This is a genomic window from Massilia sp. 05N420 (assembly GCF_056397205.1).
Genome location: NZ_JBFTMX010000057.1, coordinates 1 through 20308, shown reverse-complemented (window position 1 = coordinate 20308; position 20308 = coordinate 1). Strand labels below are relative to the sequence as shown.

General features: G+C 67.0%; 15 protein-coding genes. 6 read left to right on the top strand and 9 right to left on the bottom strand.

What is annotated here, in order from left to right:
• Positions 1-28: 28 nt before the first annotated feature.
• Positions 29-1660: a tetratricopeptide repeat protein gene (locus tag AC1DIX_RS25340; protein ID WP_477328112.1), complete on the bottom strand. Its 1632-nt coding sequence runs from the start codon at positions 1658-1660 to the stop codon at positions 29-31.
• Between the two features lie 163 nt (positions 1661-1823).
• Between AC1DIX_RS25340 and purL the strand changes: the two genes are divergently transcribed.
• A complete protein-coding gene (gene purL / locus AC1DIX_RS25335) occupies positions 1824-5834 on the top strand; it encodes a phosphoribosylformylglycinamidine synthase (protein WP_477328111.1) in 4011 nt (1336 codons plus the stop codon).
• Between the two features lie 259 nt (positions 5835-6093).
• A complete protein-coding gene (gene lpxD / locus AC1DIX_RS25330) occupies positions 6094-7134 on the top strand; it encodes a UDP-3-O-(3-hydroxymyristoyl)glucosamine N-acyltransferase (RefSeq protein WP_442121292.1) in 1041 nt (346 codons plus the stop codon).
• Here the strand turns inward: lpxD and AC1DIX_RS25325 are convergent.
• From AC1DIX_RS25325 to AC1DIX_RS25295, 7 genes are all read right to left on the bottom strand, one after another.
• Positions 7112-9307, bottom strand: coding sequence for a hybrid sensor histidine kinase/response regulator (locus tag AC1DIX_RS25325; RefSeq protein ID WP_477328110.1), 2196 nt, complete (start codon positions 9305-9307; stop codon positions 7112-7114). The two genes, lpxD and AC1DIX_RS25325, sit on opposite strands and share 23 nt — an antisense overlap.
• A gap of 87 nt (positions 9308-9394) precedes the next feature.
• On the bottom strand, positions 9395-10174 hold the full coding sequence (locus AC1DIX_RS25320) for a peptidylprolyl isomerase (RefSeq protein WP_442121294.1): 780 nt from the start codon (positions 10172-10174) through the stop codon (positions 9395-9397).
• Between the two features lie 79 nt (positions 10175-10253).
• Positions 10254-11045 (bottom strand): peptidylprolyl isomerase, encoded by a 792-nt coding sequence (locus AC1DIX_RS25315; protein ID WP_477251508.1) that lies wholly within the window; start codon positions 11043-11045, stop codon positions 10254-10256.
• Between the two features lie 96 nt (positions 11046-11141).
• Positions 11142-11438 (bottom strand): BolA family protein, encoded by a 297-nt coding sequence (locus tag AC1DIX_RS25310; RefSeq protein ID WP_442121296.1) that lies wholly within the window; start codon positions 11436-11438, stop codon positions 11142-11144.
• On the bottom strand, positions 11435-12070 hold the full coding sequence (locus AC1DIX_RS25305; RefSeq protein WP_442121297.1) for a septation protein A: 636 nt from the start codon (positions 12068-12070) through the stop codon (positions 11435-11437). The genes AC1DIX_RS25310 and AC1DIX_RS25305 overlap by 4 nt, the downstream gene beginning before the upstream one ends.
• Before the next feature lie 32 nt (positions 12071-12102).
• On the bottom strand, positions 12103-12498 hold the full coding sequence (msrB, locus tag AC1DIX_RS25300) for a peptide-methionine (R)-S-oxide reductase MsrB (protein ID WP_442121298.1): 396 nt from the start codon (positions 12496-12498) through the stop codon (positions 12103-12105).
• 29 nt (positions 12499-12527) lie between these two features.
• Positions 12528-14006, bottom strand: coding sequence for a protein adenylyltransferase SelO (locus tag AC1DIX_RS25295; protein ID WP_477328117.1), 1479 nt, complete (start codon positions 14004-14006; stop codon positions 12528-12530).
• A 209-nt stretch (positions 14007-14215) separates the two neighbouring features.
• Between AC1DIX_RS25295 and AC1DIX_RS25290 the strand changes: the two genes are divergently transcribed.
• Complete coding sequence (locus AC1DIX_RS25290) at positions 14216-15877, top strand: 3-(methylthio)propionyl-CoA ligase (RefSeq protein ID WP_477328109.1); 1662 nt, start codon at positions 14216-14218, stop codon at positions 15875-15877.
• 12 nt (positions 15878-15889) lie between these two features.
• On the opposite strand, the gene AC1DIX_RS25285 is transcribed toward AC1DIX_RS25290, so the two are convergent.
• Positions 15890-16978 carry a DUF4272 domain-containing protein gene (locus AC1DIX_RS25285; protein WP_477328108.1) on the bottom strand — a complete coding sequence of 363 codons (1089 nt, stop codon included), beginning with the start codon at positions 16976-16978 and terminating at the stop codon, positions 15890-15892.
• 113 nt (positions 16979-17091) lie between these two features.
• Between AC1DIX_RS25285 and AC1DIX_RS25280 the strand changes: the two genes are divergently transcribed.
• From AC1DIX_RS25280 to AC1DIX_RS25270, 3 genes are read left to right on the top strand one after another with little or no spacing between them, the layout of a single operon-like run.
• A complete protein-coding gene (locus tag AC1DIX_RS25280; RefSeq protein ID WP_442121301.1) occupies positions 17092-17502 on the top strand; it encodes a GntR family transcriptional regulator in 411 nt (136 codons plus the stop codon).
• Entirely contained in the window at positions 17499-18440 is a 942-nt protein-coding gene (locus AC1DIX_RS25275) for an ABC transporter ATP-binding protein (protein ID WP_442121302.1), read from the top strand. Before AC1DIX_RS25280 ends, AC1DIX_RS25275 begins: the two co-directional genes overlap by 4 nt.
• Before the next feature lie 18 nt (positions 18441-18458).
• Positions 18459-20306, top strand: a complete 1848-nt coding sequence (locus AC1DIX_RS25270) for a hypothetical protein (RefSeq protein ID WP_477328107.1) — start codon at positions 18459-18461, stop codon at positions 20304-20306.
• Positions 20307-20308 lie beyond the last annotated feature (2 nt).

The following is a 20308-nucleotide window of genomic DNA, read 5'->3' as shown; positions in this document are numbered from 1 at the left end:
GTTCGTTCCGCAGTCCCCACCATGAAATTCACCCCGAAATACCATACTTCCGCTTGGCCGAAGCAAATTCCTCATCCAGCGCCTGCAAGCGCGGATGTCCCGGATCCAACGCCCGGATATGCTCGAGCTGCTCGGCGCACAGGCCCGCCAGCGGGTGGTCCCAGCCCATCTCCAGGATCTGGCGGAGGATGCCGCCCACCACGGCGATCATCACCTGCAGGTTGCCCGGCGCCATATGCAGGGCTTCCAGCAGGGTCTGGACGGCGCCGCGCACGTCGCCCATATTGCGCTTCTCGTCGGCGACGCCGAGCAGGATCTGGGCCTGGGCGCGCAACTGCTTGCCCATGCCGTCCGCCAGGTCGGGGCGGCCGGCCTTCACGAACACGTTCATGGCCTGCTGCAGGGTCACGCTGCCGTCCTGTCCGTTCATGGCGGTCATCATGACTTCCGACGCTTCCTCGTCCATGCGGTGCTCGAGCAGGGAGCGGGTCAGGCCGACTTTCAGGTTCGGCGACAGCGCACTGCCGGCCCGTACTGCCGTCACCGCACTGCGCAGGTCGGCGATGGCGCCGGCCTTGTTGCCGTTCGCATCGTGGAGAAGGGCGCCGGAGACCGCCATGCAGGCATCAAGTTCAGGCGTGCCGCGCAGCGAGCGTTCGAGGTCGCGCATCACGCCGACGGCCGCCGGCTGGTCGCCCTTGCGCACCAGGGCCTTGACCAGGTTGACGTGGTCTTCGGGATTGCGGAATTCGGAATAGCGCGAGCGCGTAACGACCTGCTTGAAGGACTTTTCGGCGGCGGCCACGTCGCCTGTCTCCAGCGCCACCTCGCCCAGCTTGCGCAGGCGCCGCACCATGTGGGGCGAGATGCCGACCGCTTCCTCCAGCGTCTTCTGGGCCTGCGTGTGGTCGCCGCGCTCCTCGTAGCAGCGCGCCAGCAGGTCGTAGGCGRCCATCAGGCGCGGGTTGTCGCGCACCAGCTGCTCGAGCAGCTCGACGCCTTCGTCGACGCGGTTCTGGAATACCAGGCTGCGCGCCAGTCCGAGCCTGGCCCAGCCCAGTGGCCGCGCGGCGATCAGCTGGCGGTACACGCCCTCCGCCTGTTCATATTCCCTCAGCGAGACATGCAGCTCGGCGCGCAGGCGGGCGAAGTCGACCGCGTGGCGCGGCTGGGCTTTGGCGGCGTCGACGCAGGTGCGGATGGCCGCGTGCGAATTGCCCTGGGCGACCTGCTGGTAGGCCGGCAGCATGGCGCTGCGGCGGGCGAGGGCGCGCTGGATGCGCTGGTTCAGGACCTCGGCGGTGAAGGGCTTGAGGACGTATTCGGTGGGCGAGAGCTCGGCGGCGCTGACCACCTTGTCGTGGGCGGCTTCGGAGGTCAGCATGATGAAGATGGCCCAGGGCGGAATCAGCTTGTGGTGGCGCAGGTCTTCCAGCAGCTGCTGGCCGTCCTGGCCCTCGCTGCCGCTGCCGCCGCCGAGATCGTACTCGCAGAGGATGACGTCGCAGCCGCGCCGGCTCAGCTGCTTGACGGCTGTGCCGGCGTTGACGGCATACTCGACGCGCGAGATGCCGGACTGGTTGAGCATGTTCTGCAGGTTGGCCCGGATGCCGGGGTTCGGATCGACCACCAGTACCGTCAATTGGCTATTTTCTTGCATCGTTTTTCGCGTCCATGCTCAATGGGTCTCCGCCACTAAGATACCTATTCCTTGCCGTTCCGGCAACCATACCAGAAGGACCAGAGCCGCAGAAGGGGCGACGCTGTATAATAGCGGGCTATCTTCCACCCGCAGCCACGCTGCATCAACCGACTACCAAGCCATGTTGATTCTGCCGGGTTCCAATGCCCTCTCCGCCTTCCGTAGCCAACGCCTCCTCGCCCAGCTGCAAGCCGTCGCCCCGACGATTGCCGCGGTCCAGGCCCGTTTCTACCACTTCATCGACGCAAGCAGCCCACTGTCCACCGAGGACACTGAGCGCCTGTCGGCCATGCTCACCTACGGCGAGCCTGTGCTTGACCCGCAATACGAGGGCGTGACCGAGGAGTACTTCGTGATCCCGCGCCTGGGCACGATCTCGCCCTGGGCCTCGAAAGCGACCGACATCGCGCACAACTGCGGCATGGCCCACATCCACCGCATCGAACGCGGCGTGGCCTATACCGTGGTTCTTAAATCCGGCATTTTCGGCACCGGCATCAAGGCGCCGAAGAAGCTGGGCGCTGAAGAAGTCCAGGCCGTGACAGCCCTGCTGCACGACCGCATGACCGAAACCGTGCTGCGCAGCGCCGACGAAGCCCAGGCACTGTTCAGCGAACTCGAAGGCCGTCCGCTCGAAGCCATCGACGTGCTGGGCAAGGGCCGGCTGGCGCTGGAAGAAGCCAACCGCGACATGGGCCTGGCCCTGGCCGAGGACGAGATCGACTACCTGCTCGACGCCTTTACCAAGGCCCGGCGCAACCCGACCGACGTCGAGCTGATGATGTTCGCCCAGGCGAACAGTGAGCACTGCCGCCACAAGATCTTCAACGCCGAGTGGACCATCGACGGCGTCAAGCAGGAAAAGTCGCTGTTCCAGATGATCAAGAACACCCACCAGCTGCAGCCCAAGGGCACGGTGGTGGCCTATAGCGACAACTCGGCGATCATGGTGGGCGCGGAAGCCATGCGTTTCTTCCCGCAACAGGGTGAAAGCGGCGGCCAGGAATACAAGCCCATGACCGAGCTGACCCACACGCTGATGAAGGTCGAGACCCACAACCACCCGACCGCGATCTCCCCGTTCCCGGGCGCCTCGACCGGCGCCGGCGGCGAGATCCGCGACGAAGGTGCGACCGGCCGCGGCGCCAAGCCGAAGGCCGGCCTGACCGGCTTCACCGTGTCGAACCTGGCGATCCCCGGCTTCGAACAGCCCTGGGAAGTGCCGGCCTACGGCAAGCCGGAACGCATCGCCTCGCCGCTGCAGATCATGGTCGACGGCCCGCTGGGCGGCGCCGCCTTCTCGAACGAATTCGGCCGTCCGGTGCTCGGCGGTTACTTCCGCACCTACGAGCAGAACGTCGGCAAGACGGCGCTGGGCGAGAACACCGTGTTCGGCTACCACAAGCCGATCATGATCGCCGGCGGCATCGGCAACATCTCGGACGCCCACACCCACAAGAACGACATTCCGGTCGGCAGCCTGCTGCTGCAGCTGGGTGGTCCCGGCATGCGCATCGGCATGGCCGGCGCGGCGGCGTCGTCGATGGCGACCGGCACCAACACCGCCGACCTCGACTTCGACTCGGTCCAGCGTGGCAATCCGGAGATGGAGCGCCGCGCCCAGGAAGTGATCAACTCCTGCTGGCAGCTGGGCGACGCGAATCCGATCATCTCGATCCACGACGTCGGCGCCGGCGGCATCTCGAACGCCTTCCCCGAGATCACCAACGACGCCAGGCGCGGCGCGACCTTCGACCTGCGCAAGGTGCCGCTGGAAGAGAGCGGCATGTCGCCGCGCGAAATCTGGAGCAACGAGTCGCAAGAGCGCTACGTGCTGGCGATCTCGCCCAACGATCTGCCGCGCTTCGCCGCCATCTGCGAACGCGAGCGCTGCCCCTTCGCGGCCGTCGGCGTCGCCACCGAGGAGCGCCAGCTGCGCCTGATCGACCCGCTCACCAACACTTCACCGGTCGACATGGCGATGGAAGTCCTGCTCGGCAAACCGCCGAAGATGCAGCGCGACGTGACCCACGTGCAGAACGACTTCCAGCCGGTCGACGTGACCGGCCTGGAACTGGATGAAGTGGCGCGCCGCGTGCTGCTGCTGCCGACCGTGGCCGACAAATCCTTCCTGATCACCATCGGCGACCGCAGCGTCGGCGGCATGAGCGTGCGCGACCAGATGGTCGGCCCGTGGCAGGTGCCGGTGGCCGACTGCGCCGTCACCACCCTGAGCTTCGAAGGCTACAAGGGCGAGGCGATGGCGATGGGCGAGCGCACCCCGGTGGCCGTGATCGACGCTGCCGCCTCGGGCCGCATGGCCGTCGGCGAGGCGATCACCAACATCGCCGCGGCGCCGATCGCCAGCATCGAAGACATCAAGCTGTCGGCCAACTGGATGGCGGCCTGCGGCCAGCCGGGCCAGGACGCCGCCCTGTTCGACACCGTGAAAGCGGTCGGGATGGAACTGTGCCCGGCGCTGGGCATCTCGATCCCGGTCGGCAAGGATTCGCTGTCGATGCGCACCACTTGGACCGACGACGGCGAAGCCAAGGCCGTGATTTCGCCGGTGTCGCTGATCGTGTCCTCGTTCGCGCCGGTCCATGACGTCCGCAAGACGCTGACCCCGCAGCTGCGCACCGACCTCGGCGACACCTCGCTGATCCTGGTCGACCTCGGCCGCGGCAAGAACCGCCTCGGCGCATCAAGCCTGGCCCAGGTGACGAACCAGGTCGGCAACGATACCCCGGACCTCGACAACCCGCAGGACCTGAAAGCCTTCTTCGCCGCGATCCAGCAACTGAACGCGGACGGCAAACTGCTGGCCTACCACGACCGTTCGGACGGCGGCCTGTACGCGACCCTGTGCGAGATGGCCTTCGCCGGCCGCGCCGGCGTGTCGGTCAACCTCGACATCCTGACCATGGAAGGCGAGCACGCTTCCGACCATGGCGACGCCAAGAACTGGACCGCGCAAGTCGGCGAACGCCGCAACGAGATGACCCTGCGCGCGCTGTTCAGCGAAGAGCTGGGCGCCGTCATCCAGGTGCGCCACGACGAGCGCAGCGAGGTGATGAACGTGCTGCGCTCCTTCGACCTGGGTGCCTGCAGCCACATCATCGGCAAGGTCAACGACCGCGGCGTGATCGAGTTCACCCGCGATACCAAGGTCATCTACAACAAGCGCCGCAGCGAGCTGCACCGGCTGTGGAGCGAGACCAGCTGGCGCATCGCCCGCCTGCGCGACAATCCGGAATGCGTCGACCAGGAATACGAGCGCCTGCTGGACGAGCAGGACCCGGGCTTGACGCCCAAGCTGGTGCACGACACGCAGGAAAACATCGCCGCGCCCTTCATCGCGACCGGTGCCCGCCCGAGCGTGGCGGTGCTGCGCGAGCAGGGCGTCAACTCGCACATCGAAACCGCCTGGGCGCTGCACCAGGCCGGCTTCAAGGCAGTCGACGTGCACATGAGCGACCTGATCGCCGGCCGTGCGAAGCTGGATGACTTCAAGGGCATCATCGCCGTCGGCGGCTTCTCCTATGGCGACGTGCTGGGCGCCGGCGAAGGCTGGGCCAAGACCATCCTGTTCAACGCCGCGCTGAAGGAGCAGTTCGCCGGATTCTTCGGCCGCCTTGATACCTTCGGCATGGGCGTCTGCAACGGCTGCCAGATGATGAGCAACCTGAAGTCCATCATCCCCGGCGCCGAAGCATGGCCGAAGTTCACCCGCAACAAGTCGGAGCAGTTCGAAGCCCGCTTCGGCATGGTCGAGGTGCTGGACTCGCCGTCGATCTTCTTCGCCGACCTGGCCGGCACCCATGCGCCGCTGGCGATCGCCCACGGCGAAGGCTTCGCGGACTTCTCGCAGACCGGCGACCTGTCCAAGGCGATCGGCGCGCTGCGCTATATCGACAACCGCGGCCAGGCGACCGAGCAGTATCCGTTCAACCCGAACGGTTCGCCGGGCGGCCTGACTGCGGTCACGACGCCGGACGGCCGTTTCACGGTGATGATGCCGCACGCCGAGCGTGTGGCGCGTACCGTGACGATGTCCTGGCATCCGGATGGCTGGGGCGAGAATTCGCCCTGGGCGCGTATGTTCCAGAACGCGCGGAAGTGGGTTGCCTGATTTGATGTGATTCGTCACGAAAAGCGCTCCTTCGGGGGCGCTTTTTTTCGGCTTGCGTACGGGCATGCACTGTCGAGAGGATTGACAGTTGGTCAGGCTTGCGGAGCGACTGCGTCGCCAAGTCATTGAAAATAAAAATGTATCGATAGCTGGTATTGAACTTGCTTTCCCCTGTCTGATACCAATCGATCGTGGCCGACGGAACTGCTGACCCAGCAGCGCTGTCCAATCCGTTATCGACAACCGGGGAGGGCAGCGCATGGCTATACGGGTAGGCGAGCTGGTCGAGCGCTTCGGCGGACAGCTCGAAGGCGATCCCGGCGTCGAAGTGTCGACGATCGCTCCGCTGGAGCGCGCCGGCCCTGGCGAGATCAGCTTCCTTGGCAACAGCAGGATGCGCCCGCTCGCGGCTCACAGCAGGGCCGCGGCGCTGATCCTCTCGCCGGCGGACGTGCCGGGGGTGGCGGCCACCTTCGAAGGCGCCCGCATCGTCACGGCCAATCCGTACGCCTTTTTCGCGCGCGCCGCGCAGTACCTGCTGCCGCGCGCCGTGCCCGGGCCGGGCATCCATCCGACGGCGGCCGTGCACGGAAGCGCGCGCATCGACCCAGCGGCCCATGTCGGCGCCCACGTCACGGTAGAGGCGAATGCGGTGGTCAAGGCCGGTGCGGTCATCGATGCCGGCTGCTATATCGGCCCCGAGGCGGTGGTCGGCGAATACACCCATTTCTTCGCCAACGTCACCTTCCACGCCCGCTGCGTCATCGGCGCGCGCGGCATCCTGCATTCCGGCGCCGTGATCGGCGGCGACGGTTTTGGCTTCGCCATGGAGGACGGGGTCTACATCAAGATCCCGCAGATCGGGCGGGTGGTGATCGGGGACGACGTCGACATCGGCTGTAACACCAGCGTCGACCGCGGCGCCCTCGACGACACCATCATCGAGGATGGCGTCAAGCTCGACAACCAGATCCAGATCGGCCACAACTGCCGCATCGGCGCCCACACGGCGATGGCGGGCTGTGTCGGCGTCGCCGGCAGCGCGCACATCGGCAGGCATTGCACCTTCGGCGGCGCGGCCATGGTCAACGGTCATATCGAGATTGCGGACCATGTCCACATCACGGCCGGCACCCTGGTGGCGAATTCGATTTCCGAGCCTGGCCGCTACACCGGCTTCTACCCGATCGCGCCGAATGCCGAGTGGGAGCGCAGCGCGGCCCTGCTGCGCAATCTACCCGCAATGCGCGCGAAGGTCCGCGCGCTGGAGCGGGCCCTCAAGTCACTGGCGCAGGGCTAGCCGGCTGCAGTGCGCGGACCAGGTCCTCCAGCGAGGCCGGCTTGGTTAGGTGGAGGTCGAAGCCGGCGTCGCGGGCGCGTTCGATGTCGGCCTGCTGGCCATACCCGGACAAGGCCACCAGGCGCAGCGCCTTGCCGTGCTCCTGGCGCAGGGCGGCGGCGAGCTGGTAGCCGTCCATGTCGGGCAGGCCGATGTCGAGGATCGCGACTTCGGGCGGCCGGGCGCGGGCGGCGGCGAGCGCCTGCATGGCCTTGTGTGCGATGTCGACGGTGTGCCCCAGCTGCCGCAGCAGGGTGCCGGTGCCGGCGGCGGCGTCTTCGTTGTCGTCGACCAGCAGGATCCGGCAGCCTGTCCGTGCCGGGGCCGGCGCGCTTGATGTGGGCCTTGCCGGGGCAGCGGCGAGCGGCAGCAGCACCTCGAAGCGGCTGCCCTGGTCCGGGCCGGCGCTGGCGGCGCTGACGCTGCCGCCGTGCAGCTCGACGATCTTGCGCACGATGGCCAGTCCTAGGCCGAGACCACCGGTATGGCGCGCCAGCGGCTGGGGCGCCTGGTAGAAGGGCTCGAAGACGCGCGACAGCAGGCTGGCGTCCATGCCGATGCCGTTGTCCTCGACTCGAAGGCGGGCGTGGCCGGCGTCGTGGTCGGCCACCAGGCTGACCTGGGTGGCGGTGCTGCCGAAGCGGGCCGCGTTCGACAGCAGGTTGTTCAGGACCTGCACCAGGCGGCTGTCGTCGCCTTCGATCCAGAGCGTGTCCGGCGCCTCGAGGGTGATGGCAAGGCCGGGCAGGGCGGCGATGGTGTGGCGCACGGTCTCGGCCAGGTCGAGGGGGCGCAGGTGCAGGTTCAGCTTGCCGGAAGCGATGCGCGAGACGTCGAGCAGATCGTCGACCAGGCGTTTCAGATGAGTGAGCTGGCGCCGCATGATGGCGCGCTCGCGCCGCGCACCGGGTTCGTCGCGCATGTCCATCAGGTCGAGCGAGGCGACGATGGGGCTGAGCGGATTGCGCAGCTCGTGGCCCAGCACGGCCAGGAATTCGTCCTTGGCCTGGCCGGCGCGGCGCGCCTGCTCGAGCGCGTCTTCGAGCGAGGCCAGCAGGCGCGAGCGCTCGAGTTCATGGCGGGCGCGCTGGTGTCCTGCGGCTTCGAGAGCGCGGCCCATGCGGCCCAGTTCGCGGATGCGCGAATGCGGTACGCTGAAGGGACGTCCGGCGCCGACCGCAGCCGCGGCCCGGCGCAAATGATTGAAGGCGGCGACGATGCGCCATGACAGCCAATAGGCGAGGGCGATGCAGATCGCCAGTGAGATGCCGACGCCGGCCGCGTAGGTGCCCATGCCTTGCAGGAAGGCGGTACGCGGGCCGGCGGCCGGGCTGTTGACCACCACGGTCCAGCCGTAGCGCGACAGGCCGCTGTAGGCGGTGGTGACGGGGTCGCCTTCCTTGGTGTGGGTGGCGCCGGCGCCTTCCGGGCCCTGCCGGCGCATCAGGTCCTGCAGGCCGGGCGTGATCTGCTGGGTGACGAACAGGTCCTGGTTCCTGGAGCGGGCCACGATGCGGCCGTAGGCGTCGATCGCGCCGATCACGGAATCCGAGGGCGCGCGCTGGCGCTCGAACACGTGCACGATGCGGTCCGGGCGGATCACGGCGCTCAGCACATAGCCGTGGCCGCGGTTGTCGCTGACGGGGATCCGCACCGGGACGGCGGCGCGGCCGCCCTTGCCGCGCACGATGCCGCCGACCACGGGGCGGTGCAGGCTGAGTGCCAGGCGCAGGCTGCGCGGATCGGCGGCTTCGCCGGCCGGCGAGCCGAAGGGCATGGTGGTACGGAATATGGTTTGGCCCGTGTCGTCGGCCAGGAAGACACCCAGCCACTCCGGCTGGGACTGGGCATGCGCGCGCGCCACCTCATAGAAGCCGCGCAGGTCGCCCTCCATCAGGGCCGGGACGCGGGCCAGGGTCGACAGCGAGGCGACGGTCGAATCGAGTTCGGCGTCGACGGCGCTGGACAGGGCGCGGGACAGGTCCAGCATCGCACGCTCCTGCTCGCGCTGGCGGTATTCGCTGGCCACGTGGATGCTCCAGATGCCGAGCAGCGCGAGGGGCAGCAGCCCGATCGCGGTCAGGAGGATCAGCAGGTGGCGGAGCGGCAGCGAGCGGCCGCGGTGAGCGTGCATGGTGGCCCGAGGGTTAGGCGGTGGGAAAAAGCTTCGGTCAAAAAAAAGCGCTCCGGTCCGGAGCGCTTTTTCGGTCGCAAGACCCGATTACTGGATCTTGGCTTTCTTCATCAGCTCTTCGCGGAAGGCTGCCAGCTTACGCTGCTGCAGCTGTTCTCCGACCTGCTGCTTGACTTCTTCCAGCGGCGGGATCTTGGCCGCGCGGGTGTCTTCCAGCTTGATGACGTGGTAGCCGAACTGGGTCTTGACCGGGGTTTCGGTGATCTGGCCCTTGCCCAGCGAGGTCATGGCCTTCGAGAACTCAGGCACGAAGTTGGCCGGGCTTGCCCAGTCCAGGTCGCCGCCGTTCTGTGCCGAACCCGGATCCTTCGACTGCTTGGCCAGGTCTTCGAACTTGGCGCCGCCCTTCAGCTTGGCGATGATGGCCTTGGCTTCGTCTTCGGTGCCGACCAGGATGTGGCGGGCGTGGTATTCCTTGTCGCCGACCTGGCCCTTGAACTTGTCGTACTCCGCCTTGATTTCGGCGTCGGTGACCGGATGCTTCTTGATGTAGTCGGCCAGCATCGCATTGATGATGATGCTCTGGCGGGCATTCTCGATCTGGTTCTTGACTTCCGGACGGGTGCCGATGCCTTGCTTGTCGGCTTCCTGGATCAGGACTTCGCGGCCGATCAGGTCGCGCTTGATCGCCTCGCGCAGTTGCGGCGAATCGGTGGCCTTGCCCTGGGCAACAACTTGCTTGACGACCTGGTCGACCTTGGCCGCGGGGATGGGCTTGCCATTGACGGTCGCGACGTTTTGTGCGAACGACGGCAGGACTACCATCGCGGTCATGGCTAACAACAGGCGGGCTGGCTTGACAATCATTTATTCGATCCTATTCAAATACGAAAAGTCGCGAGGCGACGAAAACCGGCGGCACGGGGGCCGCCGGTGATGCTACATCTTACTGCACCTTTGCCTTTTTGACCATTTCCTCTTGGTACGAGGCCAGCTTCTGCTGGGTCAGGGCGTCGGCGATCTGCGGCTTGACTTCATCCAGGCTCGGCAGCTTGGCCGGGCGGACGTCGTCCAGCTTGATCACGTGGTAGCCGACCTGGGTCTTGACCGGCTTCTCGGTGATCTGGCCTTTGCTCAGGCCGGTGAAGCCGGCGGCGAATTCAGGCGGGAAGGAGGACGGGCTGGCCCAATCCAGGTCGCCGCCGTTGTTGGCGGTGCCGGTGTCTTTCGACTGCTTGGCCAGGTCTTCGAACTTGGCGCCGCTCTTCAGCTTGGCGATGATGGCGTTGGCGTCGGCTTCGTTGTCCACCAGGATGTGGCGCACGTGGTATTCCTTGTCGCCGGTCTGTTTGGTGAAGCGGTCGTACTCTGCCTTGATCTCGGCGTCGGTAACCGGATGCTTGGCGATGTAGTCGCGGGCCAGGGCGGTGATCACGATGGTCTGGCGGGCGTTCTCCAGCGCCTGCTTCACATCCGCGTTCTTGTCGTAGCCCTGCTTGATCGCTTCCTGCATCATCACTTCGCGGGCGATCAGGTCCTTCTTGATCGCTTCACGCAGTTGCGGCGAATCGGTTGCCTGGCCCTGGGCCACGACCTGCTTGACCATCTGGTCGGCGCGCGAGGACGGGATCGCCTTGCCGTTGACGACGGCGAGGTTCTGGGCGAACGAGGACGAGGTGGCAAACGATGCGGCGATAGCGATCAGGGCTAACAGCAGCCGTGCTGGCTTAAAAGTCATGGTGGTTCCTGTGAGGGGGTTGCTTGGACGAGATTGGATTAGTTCTTGTAATACGTAGCAGATTTTCGAACAGATTACTTAAGACTTCCTGAAGGCTCAGGCTATCGACAATTCCGATGGTGCAAGGGCGGTGATCGCCAGTGCGTGAATGTCGGTATGCATCATGCCTTGCACGGCATCATACACCAGCCGATGGCGCATGACGAGCCTCTGGCCCTCGAAGCGATCGGAAACGATTCGGACGCTGTAATGGCCCCCGCCGGAGGCCGCGCCGGCATGGCCGGCGTGCAGGTGCGAATCGTCGCCGACCTCGAGCTGGGAAGGCTGCAGGGCGGCCTGCAGCAGGGAGCGGATGCGCTCGACGCGCTCGTTGCTTGCGCTTGGAATGTTCATGCGTCCTCCTGTTCTTGAATGTGCTTCGACAGCATCAGGGTCTGGATGACGATGAAGGCGAAGAAGATGCCGGTCACGCCGAACAGCTTGAAGCTGACCCAGGCGCCGGTATTGTCCTTGAAGACGATGAAGGCCATGACCAGGTTCAGCACGCCCACCAGGGCGAAGAAGGTCATCCAGGCATAGCCGACCTTGGCCCACACGGGTTCGGGCAGCTTGATTTGCGCTTCCATCACCTTGCGCACCAGGTTGTTGCGGAACCCGACCTGGGCCACGAACAGGGCCAGGGCGAACACCCAGTACAGTATTGTCGGCTTCCACTTGATGAAGTTCTCGTCGTGGAAGTAGATGGTGGCGCCGCCGGTCACGGCGATCACGCCCAGCGACAGCCACAGCATGCCGTCGACCTTGCGGCCGCGCGCCAGCAGATACAGGATCTGCAGCACGGTGGCGACGATGCCGACCGCGGTGGCCAGCATGATCGGCGACTGCGCCGGGGTGACGTTGCCGCCGGCGATCAGGCCGCCCATGTACTGGACCGCCAGGGCGTGGGCCGCCTCCTGGTGGCCGTCGGCGAATTTGAAGACGACGAAGAAGAGAATGACCGGGAACAGGTCGAACAGGAATTTCATGCGTGTGCGCGTACCTAGTGTGAAAACCGTGATTATGCCGCTTCGAAGCGCAGTGCGGCCGAATTGATGCAGTAGCGCAGGCCGGTCGGCGGCGGACCGTCTTCGAACACGTGGCCCAGGTGGGCGTCGCAGACGGCGCAGATGATCTCCGTGCGCACCATGCCATGGCTGCGGTCGACCTTCTCGATCACCTTGTCCGGGTCGATGGCGCGGAAGTAGCTGGGCCAGCCGCAGCCGGACTCGAACTTGGCGTCGGACTCGAACAGCGGGGTATTGCAGCAGACGCAGTGGTAGATGCCGTGTTCGTGGTGGTCCCAGTATTTGCCGGTGAAGGCGCGCTCGGTGGCCGCGTGGCGGGTCACCTGGTATTCCATCGGGTCGAGCTGGGCGCGCCACTCGGCGTCGGTCTTGGTCAGTTTTTCGGTCATGATGATTGTCTTGATGCTTGATGATTGGGTCAGGAGGAGCAGCTCACCTCGAGGTGAGATGCCCAGTCCGGCGGCAGGGCCGCATAGTGTTCGTTCTCCGGCTGCTCGTCGAAGGGATGTTCCAGCACGGCGAGCAGCTTGCGGACTTCGGAAAAATCGCCATTCTGCGCCTTTTCGATCGCGGTCTGGGCCAGATAGTTGCGCAGGATGTATTTGGGATTGACGCGCTGCATGGCCTCGCGGCGCACGGCATCGACGCTGGCTTCCTGGCGCAGGCGGGCGCGGTAGTCCACCGCCCAGGCATCGAAGCCGGGACGGTCGAGGAAGAGGTCGCGCAGCGGCGCATCAGCCTCGGCGCGGTCGTCGTCGAGCACGTCGACACGCAGTTCGCCCAGGCGGCGGAAGAACAGGGTGAAGTCGACGCGGTTCTCGTGCATCAGCTTGAACATCGTATCGGCCAGTGCGCGGTCGCCGTCCTGCGTCGTGACCAGGCCCAGCTTGGCGCGCACCAGTTCGTCGAACTTGTCGCCATAGGCGTCGACATAGCCGTCCAGCGCGGCCTCGGCCGCCTCCTTGTCCTGGATCAGCGGCAGCAGGGCATTCGCCAGTGCATAGCAGTTCCAGTGGCCGACCGGCACCTGGTTCGAGTAGGAATAGCGGCCGCCCTGGTCGGTGTGGTTGCAGATGTGGTCGACGTCGAAGGCTTCCATGAAGCCGAAGGGGCCGTAATCCAGGGTGATGCCGAGGATGGACATATTGTCCGTGTTCATGACCCCATGCATGAAGCCGACCGCCTGCCAGTGCGCGATCATGCGCGCGGTGCGGCGCGTGACTTCGGCCAGCAATTCCAGATAGGGGTTCTCCGTGTTCTGCAGTTCCGGATAGAAGTCGCGGATCACGTAGTCGGCCAGGATGCGCAGCTCTTCCTGCTTGCCGCGGTAGTGCCAGTGCTCGAAGGAGCCGAAACGCACGAAGCTCGGCGCCATGCGGGTGGCGACGGCGGCGGTCTCGATGGTTTCGCGCACCACCTGCTGGTGCGAACCGGTCAGCATCAGGGCGCGCGTGGTCGGGATGCCGAGGGCGGCCATGGCTTCCGAGCAGAGGAATTCGCGGATCGAGGAACGCAGCACGGCGCGGCCGTCGCCCATACGCGAGTAGGGCGTCAGGCCGGCACCCTTCAGTTGCAGTTCCATCGGACCTGCGGGGCCGTTAAGCTGGCCCAGCAGGATGGCGCGGCCGTCGCCCAGTTGCCCGGCCCAGTGGCCGAACTGGTGGCCCGAGTAGACGGCGGACAGCGGCTGGGAACGCGGCGGTACGTGGTTGCCGCTGAAGACCGCGACGAAATCTTCCTGGGCGAGAAGCGCCGGGTCGAGCCCGGCCAGCGCCGCGGCCCTGCTGCTGGCCGCAACGAAATAGGGCGCAGGCAGGGGCGTCGGCATCAGCCGCGTGTAGAACGCGGGCGGCAATCCAGCAAAGGAATTGTCGAATGGCAGGTCGTCAGCGGTAATGGCGTTTCCTTCTTGGTCGGGCGTTCAGGTCGTGTTGCCGGGATTCTAACCCAGACGGCGGGATGACAGGGCACGCTTGTGTGCAGCCCACCCGCCTTACATTCAGTAAGGGGTCGACCCAGCCGCTCTGATGCGTCGCAGCATCGAAAACCGTTGACGCTTTCCGCAAGGCCGTCCCACACTCGGCCGCAACGACCACAGGAGGCCCGATGCAGTCCTATCCACAGAGCCCCGTCACGGGGCAGATGATGAGCCAGCCGCTCTCGATCTCCAGCATCATCCAGTTCGCCGCGCGGCACTACGGCGGCAGCGAAATCGTCTCGCGGCGCGTCGAGCCCGACCTCACGGACCTGCACCGCTACAGCTACCGCGCCTGCGAACTGCGGGCCCGCCGCCTGGCGCGGGCGCTGGTGGAGCGCGGCATCGCGATGGGCGAGCGGGTCGGCACCCTGGCCTGGAACGGCTACCGCCACCTCGAACTCTATTACGCGGTGTCGGGCACCGGCGCGGTCCTGCACACCATCAATCCGCGCCTGCATCCGGAGCAGATCGCATATATCGTCAACCATGCGGAAGACCAGCTGCTGTTCTTCGACCTGACTTTCCTGCCGCTGGTCGAGGCGATCGCGCCGCACTGCGCGAGCGTGAAAGCCTTCGTGCTGATGAGCGATCGCGCCCACATGCCGCTTGAAACGCGCATCCCGAACCTGCTCTGCTACGAGGAACTGATCGAGGCCGCGTCAAGCGACTACAGCTGGCCCCTGTTCGACGAGAACGCCGCCGCCGCCCTGTGCTACACCTCGGGCACGACCGGCAATCCGAAGGGCGCGCTGTACTCGCACCGCTCGACCGTGCTGCATGCCTACGCATCGGCGATGCCGAACGTGCTGAACGTATCGGCGCGCGACACCGTGCTGCCGGTGGTGCCGATGTTCCACGTGAACGCCTGGGGCTTGCCGTACTCGGTGCTGCTGTCGGGCGCCAAGATGGTCTTCCCCGGCGCCCAGCTGGACGGCAAGTCGCTGTACGAACTGTTCGAGCGGGAGGGCGTGACCTTCTCGGCCGGCGTGCCGACCGTGTGGCTGGGCCTGATCAACTACGCGCTGCAGAACGGGCTGCGGTTCTCGACCTTCCGCCGCACCGTGATCGGCGGCTCGGCCTGCCCGCCGGCGATGATGAATACCCTGATCGACCGCTTCGACGTGCAGGTCATCCACGGCTGGGGCATGACGGAGATGTCCCCGCTCGGCACCACCGGCGGACTGCTGGTCAAGCACCTCGCGCTGCCGAAGGAGGAACAGCGCAAGATCCTGCAGAAGCAGGGTCACGCGATCTATGGCGTCGACATGAAGATCGTCGACGACGACGGCGTCGAGCTGCCCTGGGATGGCGTGCGCTTCGGCCACCTGCTGGTGAAGGGGCCGTGGATCGTCGCCAGCTACTTCCGCGACGAAGGCGGCGACGTGCTGCAGGACGGCTGGTTCCCGACCGGCGACGTCGCCACCATCGACCCGGACGGCTTCATGCAGATCACCGACCGCAGCAAGGACGTGATCAAGTCCGGCGGCGAGTGGATCGGGTCGATCGACTTGGAGAACATCGCGATGGCCCATCCGGCCGTGATGCAGGCGGCCTGCATCGGGGTCCATCATCCGAAGTGGGACGAGCGGCCGCTGCTGGTGGTGGTGCGCCGGCCCGGCGCGGAGCTGACGCGGGAAGAGCTGCTCGGCTTCTTCGAGGGGAAGATCGCGAAGTTCTGGATGCCGGACGACGTGGTGTTCACCGACAGCCTGCCGCTGGGCGGCACCGGCAAGATCCAGAAGAACCGCCTGCGCGAGCTGTACCGGGACCACCGCCTGCCCGGGACCTGAACCAACCGGGATTCAGGTGGGCGTATCGGTGTCGTCCCAGCCGGCGTCTTCGAAGCAGGTGAGCCAGTTGAGGCTGTGGTGGCGTTCCGAGACCACGCCCGGATCGACGCCTTCCGGCAGTGGCTTGCCTTCCTTCCTGGCCTGGCGCACCAGCCAGTGCAGGCGGTAGTGCAGGTCGAGGGCATCCAGGATCCCGGCCGGCGGGCGCAGCGTGAGCTTGTCGCCGGCGACGTCCTCGAGGCGTTCCAGCAGGGTGCGCGCGGTCAGCGCGGCGTCGCAGGGCTGGTCCGGCCAGGGCAGGTCGCCCAGGCCCAGCGCCCATTCCAGGGTCTTCAGGCTCTCGTAGCGCCATGAGAACCGGGCCAGTTCGGCGGCATCCGGTTGTTCGACGGCCATGAAGGCGGCTTCGTCGGGGCTGAGAACCTGGCTCAGGCCCGGCAGCTTGCGCTCCAGTTCCTCCGCCGGCAGTGGATTCCCGCTCGCCAGCGATTCTGCCCTGAGCGCCACCGCCAGCAGGGCGACGGCGCGGCGTCCGGCTTCCGGTATCCCGCGCAGGCGCAATTCCGGTTCGGCGACCAGCGGCGGCAGGTGGGGCGAGGGCTGCAGGCCGCGGGCGGACAGCAGGGCTTCGGTGGCGGCCTTGCGCCGCGCTGCGGCGGCCGGGTAGGGCACGACGGCATCCGCTTCGGCGGCGCCGTCCTTGCTCGACACCAGCACCTTCAGATGCGGGTCGCGCGGCTGGCCGTCCGGCAGTTGCAGCAGCGCGTTGGCGGCCAGCGCCCAGTCGGCGAGGGCGGCGATGGCGGCGGCATCGGTGCGCACGACGCCGAAGCTGAGCTGGTGGCGGGTGCGCTGGATATGGCGCATGACGTGGTAGCGGGTGCTGCTCATCTTGCCGCCGCCCAGCGACTGCAGGTAGTGCAGGAAGCCGCCGAGTTCGCCGCGCAGCTCCGGATCGCCGCTGTCGCGTCGTCCGTGCAGGCGGTGYGGGAAGGGAGGCGGCGGCACCTCGTTCAGGGTGCAGTAGGCATTGACCAGCAGCTCGTCCTGGATGGCGGCGGCCTGGCGCGGTGCGAAGAGTTGTTTCAGCTGTTTGAACATCGTTGGGCTTCGGTAAGGCATTCGGGACGCCGCATTGTCCTCCATTCTTTCCTGCTTGACCACAGCTTGAGCCGGTGCTACTGTACTATCTGTTCTAGTACAGTGAGGTTCCTATGAATCGGCGTGCTCCCCTGATGCTGCAGATCGTCACCGGCGATCCGCGGCCCATCATCCGCCAGATCACCGACGGCATCAAACGCCTCGTGGCCGGCGGCGAGCTGCTTCCCGGCGACGCCCTGCCCAGCGTGCGCGGCCTGGCCCAGCAGCTCTCCATCAACCCGAACACGGTGGCCAAGGCCTATGCCGAGCTGACGGCCGAGGGCTGGCTGCTGTCGCGCGCCGGCCTGGGGCTTTACGTGGCCGAGCAGCGCCAGCGCCTGTCGGACGCCGAGCGCGCACGCCGCCTCGACGAGGCGGTCGACCGTTTCGTCGGCGACGTCATCGGCCTCGACTATCCGGCCGACACCATCCTCGACCGCGTGGCGGGCGAGCTTTCTCAATACGAAAACAAGAAATCGGCATGAACGACCATCCAAGCGAATTCGTCATCGACACCGAAGACCTGTGCCTGCAATACAGGGGCAAGCTGGCGCTGGACCGGCTCAGCCTGCGCCTGCCGCGCGGCGGCATTCATGCCTTCGTCGGCGCCAACGGGGCCGGCAAATCCTCGCTGTTCCGCGTGCTGCTGGGCTTCGAACCCCTGACTTCCGGTTCGGCGCGCGTGCTGGGCCACGACTGCGGCCGGCTGACGCCGGAACTGCGCGGCCGCATCGGCTTCGTCAACGAAGAGCACACGCTGCCCGGCTGGATGCGGGTGCGCGACCTGATGCGCATGCAGCAGCGCCACTACGAACAGGACGGGCGGCAGCGCTGGAACGGCGCGCGCTTCGACGAGGTGCTGTCGCACTTCAATGTGCTGCCCGCGCAGCGGGTCGGCGAACTCTCGCGCGGCGAACGCGCCGGCCTGAACCTGGCGCTGGCCCTGGCCCAGGGCCCGGAACTGCTGATCCTCGACGAGCCGACCCTGGGCCTGGACGTGGTCGCCAAGCGCGCCTTCCTGGACGCGATGCTCCAGACCAGCATCGACGACGGCTCGACCATCGTCTACTGCTCGCACCAGATGGACGAGATCGAACGCGTGGCCGACAACCTGGTGATCCTCGAACGCGGCAGCCTGCGCACCATGAGCGGGCCGGACGACTTCTGCGAACGGGTGCAGCTGTGGGTGGCGGAGTTCCCCTTCAAGGCGCCCGAGGTGCGCGAGATGCCGGGCGTGCTGCAGGTGCAGCAGCTCGACGGCCTGACCCACATCGTCACTTTCGACCAGCAGGACGGCGCCGCCTTCGAGGCCCGCCTCAAGCTGCTGGGCGCGCGCCGCGTGCAGGCCATGGCGCTGGGCCTGGACCGCGCCGTCAACGCCTTCCTCTCCCATGGACATGCCGGCGCCCGCCGCGCCGCTTAAGCTTAAGGAATACAGCAAATGATCGAACTGTTCTTGTCCGAGCTGCGGCGCTTCCGGAATGCCGCCGCCATCTACTTTGCCGCCAGCCTGGTGCTGGTCACGGTGCTGAACCAGCCCGTCGACATCGCCAACGGCATGAAAGAGCTGCATGCCATGGTGCTCCTGCTGTATGCGCTGTCCGGACTGGGCTTCGGCCTTTACCAGTTCGGCAGCTACCGCCAGCCGAGCCGCTGGATCTGGCTGCAGCACCGGCCGCTGCACCGCGGCCGCATCCTGGCGGGCATCGCACTCGCCTCCGTGCTGCTGATCGCGCTGGCGGTGGCGCTGCCCCTCTTCATCGTGCTGGGTCTGCAGGAACGGCTTACCCAGCGGGTGGTCGACGTCCGCCATTATGCCGGCGTGATCTACCTGGTCCTGTCGACGGTATCCGCCTGGCTGGCCGGCGCCTACATCATGCTGCACCGCAGCCGCTGGGCCTTCGTGATCCTGGTGCTGCCCATCCTGCTCACCGTGCACCTGGCCGGCTACGCGACCGTCCTGGCGCTGGCGCTGACCTGCAATGCGGTGCTGCTGTTCCTGGTCTATACCGTGTTCCGGCCGAACCGCTATACCGGCGACGATGCGGTCGCCACCGTCGCTTCGGCGGTGCCGCTACAGCTGAGCTTCTACATTGCCCTGCTGTGGGGCGGTTCGATGCTGTTCCAGGTCGGCCAGATGATGGCGGGCGTGCATCCATTGTCGGGCGGGCAGGCGCTGGGCGGCGGCCTGGTGGAGGCGCAGCGCTTTACGCCGCGCGAGGCCGTGCAGGCGGGGCTGGCAGGCGCGGCCGACCCGCGCGCGGCCGGCTGGCGGGCAGGCCTGGCCGCGGGCGAGGCCGCCAGGGTCGGCCCGGAGGTGCGCGAGTATGCGGCGCGAAATCTCGTCTCGAACCGCGGCCGGCCGGAATTCCGCGACGATCGCCAGCATGCCTGGACCTTCAGCCACGACCGCATGATCTACCGCGGCCACCACCTGCGCCTCGGTACGCCTGCCGGCTCGTATGGCGCCGGCGGCATCGGCGACGTCACCCCTTTCGATTCGCAGCCGGTGGTGATCGGGGACAACCAGCGCAACGGCTACCTGGTCAATGCTCACGATCTGTATGAAATCCGCAAGGGCACGCTGGGCCTGCGCCACCGGATGCACGTCGAAGGCGCCGAGCAACTGGGCGCCGGCGTCGCCGTGCTGGGCCGACGCACCGCCGTGCTGACCAACCGCCGCGTGCTGCTGTTGCAGGACAGCGGCGGCCAGCCAGCCCCGGTCGCGGCCGTCCCGCTGCCTGTGCCCTTCGGCGACATCGAGCGGGTCGACGCGGCCCCGGTGGCGGACGGCACCCTGGTCAGCGTCATCGCCGGCGAGCGGCGCAACCATGGCGTCGACGCCGCTCCCCAGGTCACCTATCTGGTGGATGCGGGCGGCCGGGTGACGGTAGTCGCGCGGCGCGAGCTGGCCCATGACTTCCCGGCACTGTTCGAGCACAAGGACTGGTGGGTCTCGCCGCTGCTGCAGGCGGTGGTGAGCCTGCCGGACCTGCTGATCGACAAGGGTGCGGTGCCGGACTACGGCGCCAGCCGCTTCGCGCCGCTGCTGCTCGAGCGGCCGGCCGTGGCCTGGACGGCGGCCGGCGTGCTGGCGCTGCTGTCCGCCCTGGGCGCCCTCTGGTGGACGCGCCGCGCCGCGCTCGGACCTCGGCCCCGCCTGGCCTGGTGCCTGGCCTGCCTGCTGCTGGGCCTTCCGGCGCTGCTGTCGCTGATGGTGCTGCAGCCGCGCGCCGCGCGCCAGGCGCCGGCGCGCAGCAAGGAAGCGGCGGCGCCGGCGGCGGCCTGAGA

Excerpts from the sequence above, each read along its gene's own strand:
- purL (WP_477328111.1), top strand. The coding sequence starts at position 1,824 with ATGTTGATTCTGCCGGGTTCCAATGCCCTCTCCGCCTTCCGTAGCCAA.
- AC1DIX_RS25305 (WP_442121297.1), bottom strand. The coding sequence starts at position 12,070 with ATGAAATTCCTGTTCGACCTGTTCCCGGTCATTCTCTTCTTCGTCGTC.
- AC1DIX_RS25270 (WP_477328107.1), top strand. The coding sequence starts at position 18,459 with ATGATCGAACTGTTCTTGTCCGAGCTGCGGCGCTTCCGGAATGCCGCC.
- AC1DIX_RS25310 (WP_442121296.1), bottom strand. The coding sequence starts at position 11,438 with ATGAACATTCCAAGCGCAAGCAACGAGCGCGTCGAGCGCATCCGCTCC.
- AC1DIX_RS25315 (WP_477251508.1), bottom strand. The coding sequence starts at position 11,045 with ATGACTTTTAAGCCAGCACGGCTGCTGTTAGCCCTGATCGCTATCGCC.
- msrB (WP_442121298.1), bottom strand. The coding sequence starts at position 12,498 with ATGACCGAAAAACTGACCAAGACCGACGCCGAGTGGCGCGCCCAGCTC.
- AC1DIX_RS25325 (WP_477328110.1), bottom strand. The coding sequence starts at position 9,307 with ATGCACGCTCACCGCGGCCGCTCGCTGCCGCTCCGCCACCTGCTGATC.
- AC1DIX_RS25280 (WP_442121301.1), top strand. The coding sequence starts at position 17,092 with ATGAATCGGCGTGCTCCCCTGATGCTGCAGATCGTCACCGGCGATCCG.
- AC1DIX_RS25290 (WP_477328109.1), top strand. The coding sequence starts at position 14,216 with ATGCAGTCCTATCCACAGAGCCCCGTCACGGGGCAGATGATGAGCCAG.
- lpxD (WP_442121292.1), top strand. The coding sequence starts at position 6,094 with ATGGCTATACGGGTAGGCGAGCTGGTCGAGCGCTTCGGCGGACAGCTC.
- AC1DIX_RS25320 (WP_442121294.1), bottom strand. The coding sequence starts at position 10,174 with ATGATTGTCAAGCCAGCCCGCCTGTTGTTAGCCATGACCGCGATGGTA.
- AC1DIX_RS25275 (WP_442121302.1), top strand. The coding sequence starts at position 17,499 with ATGAACGACCATCCAAGCGAATTCGTCATCGACACCGAAGACCTGTGC.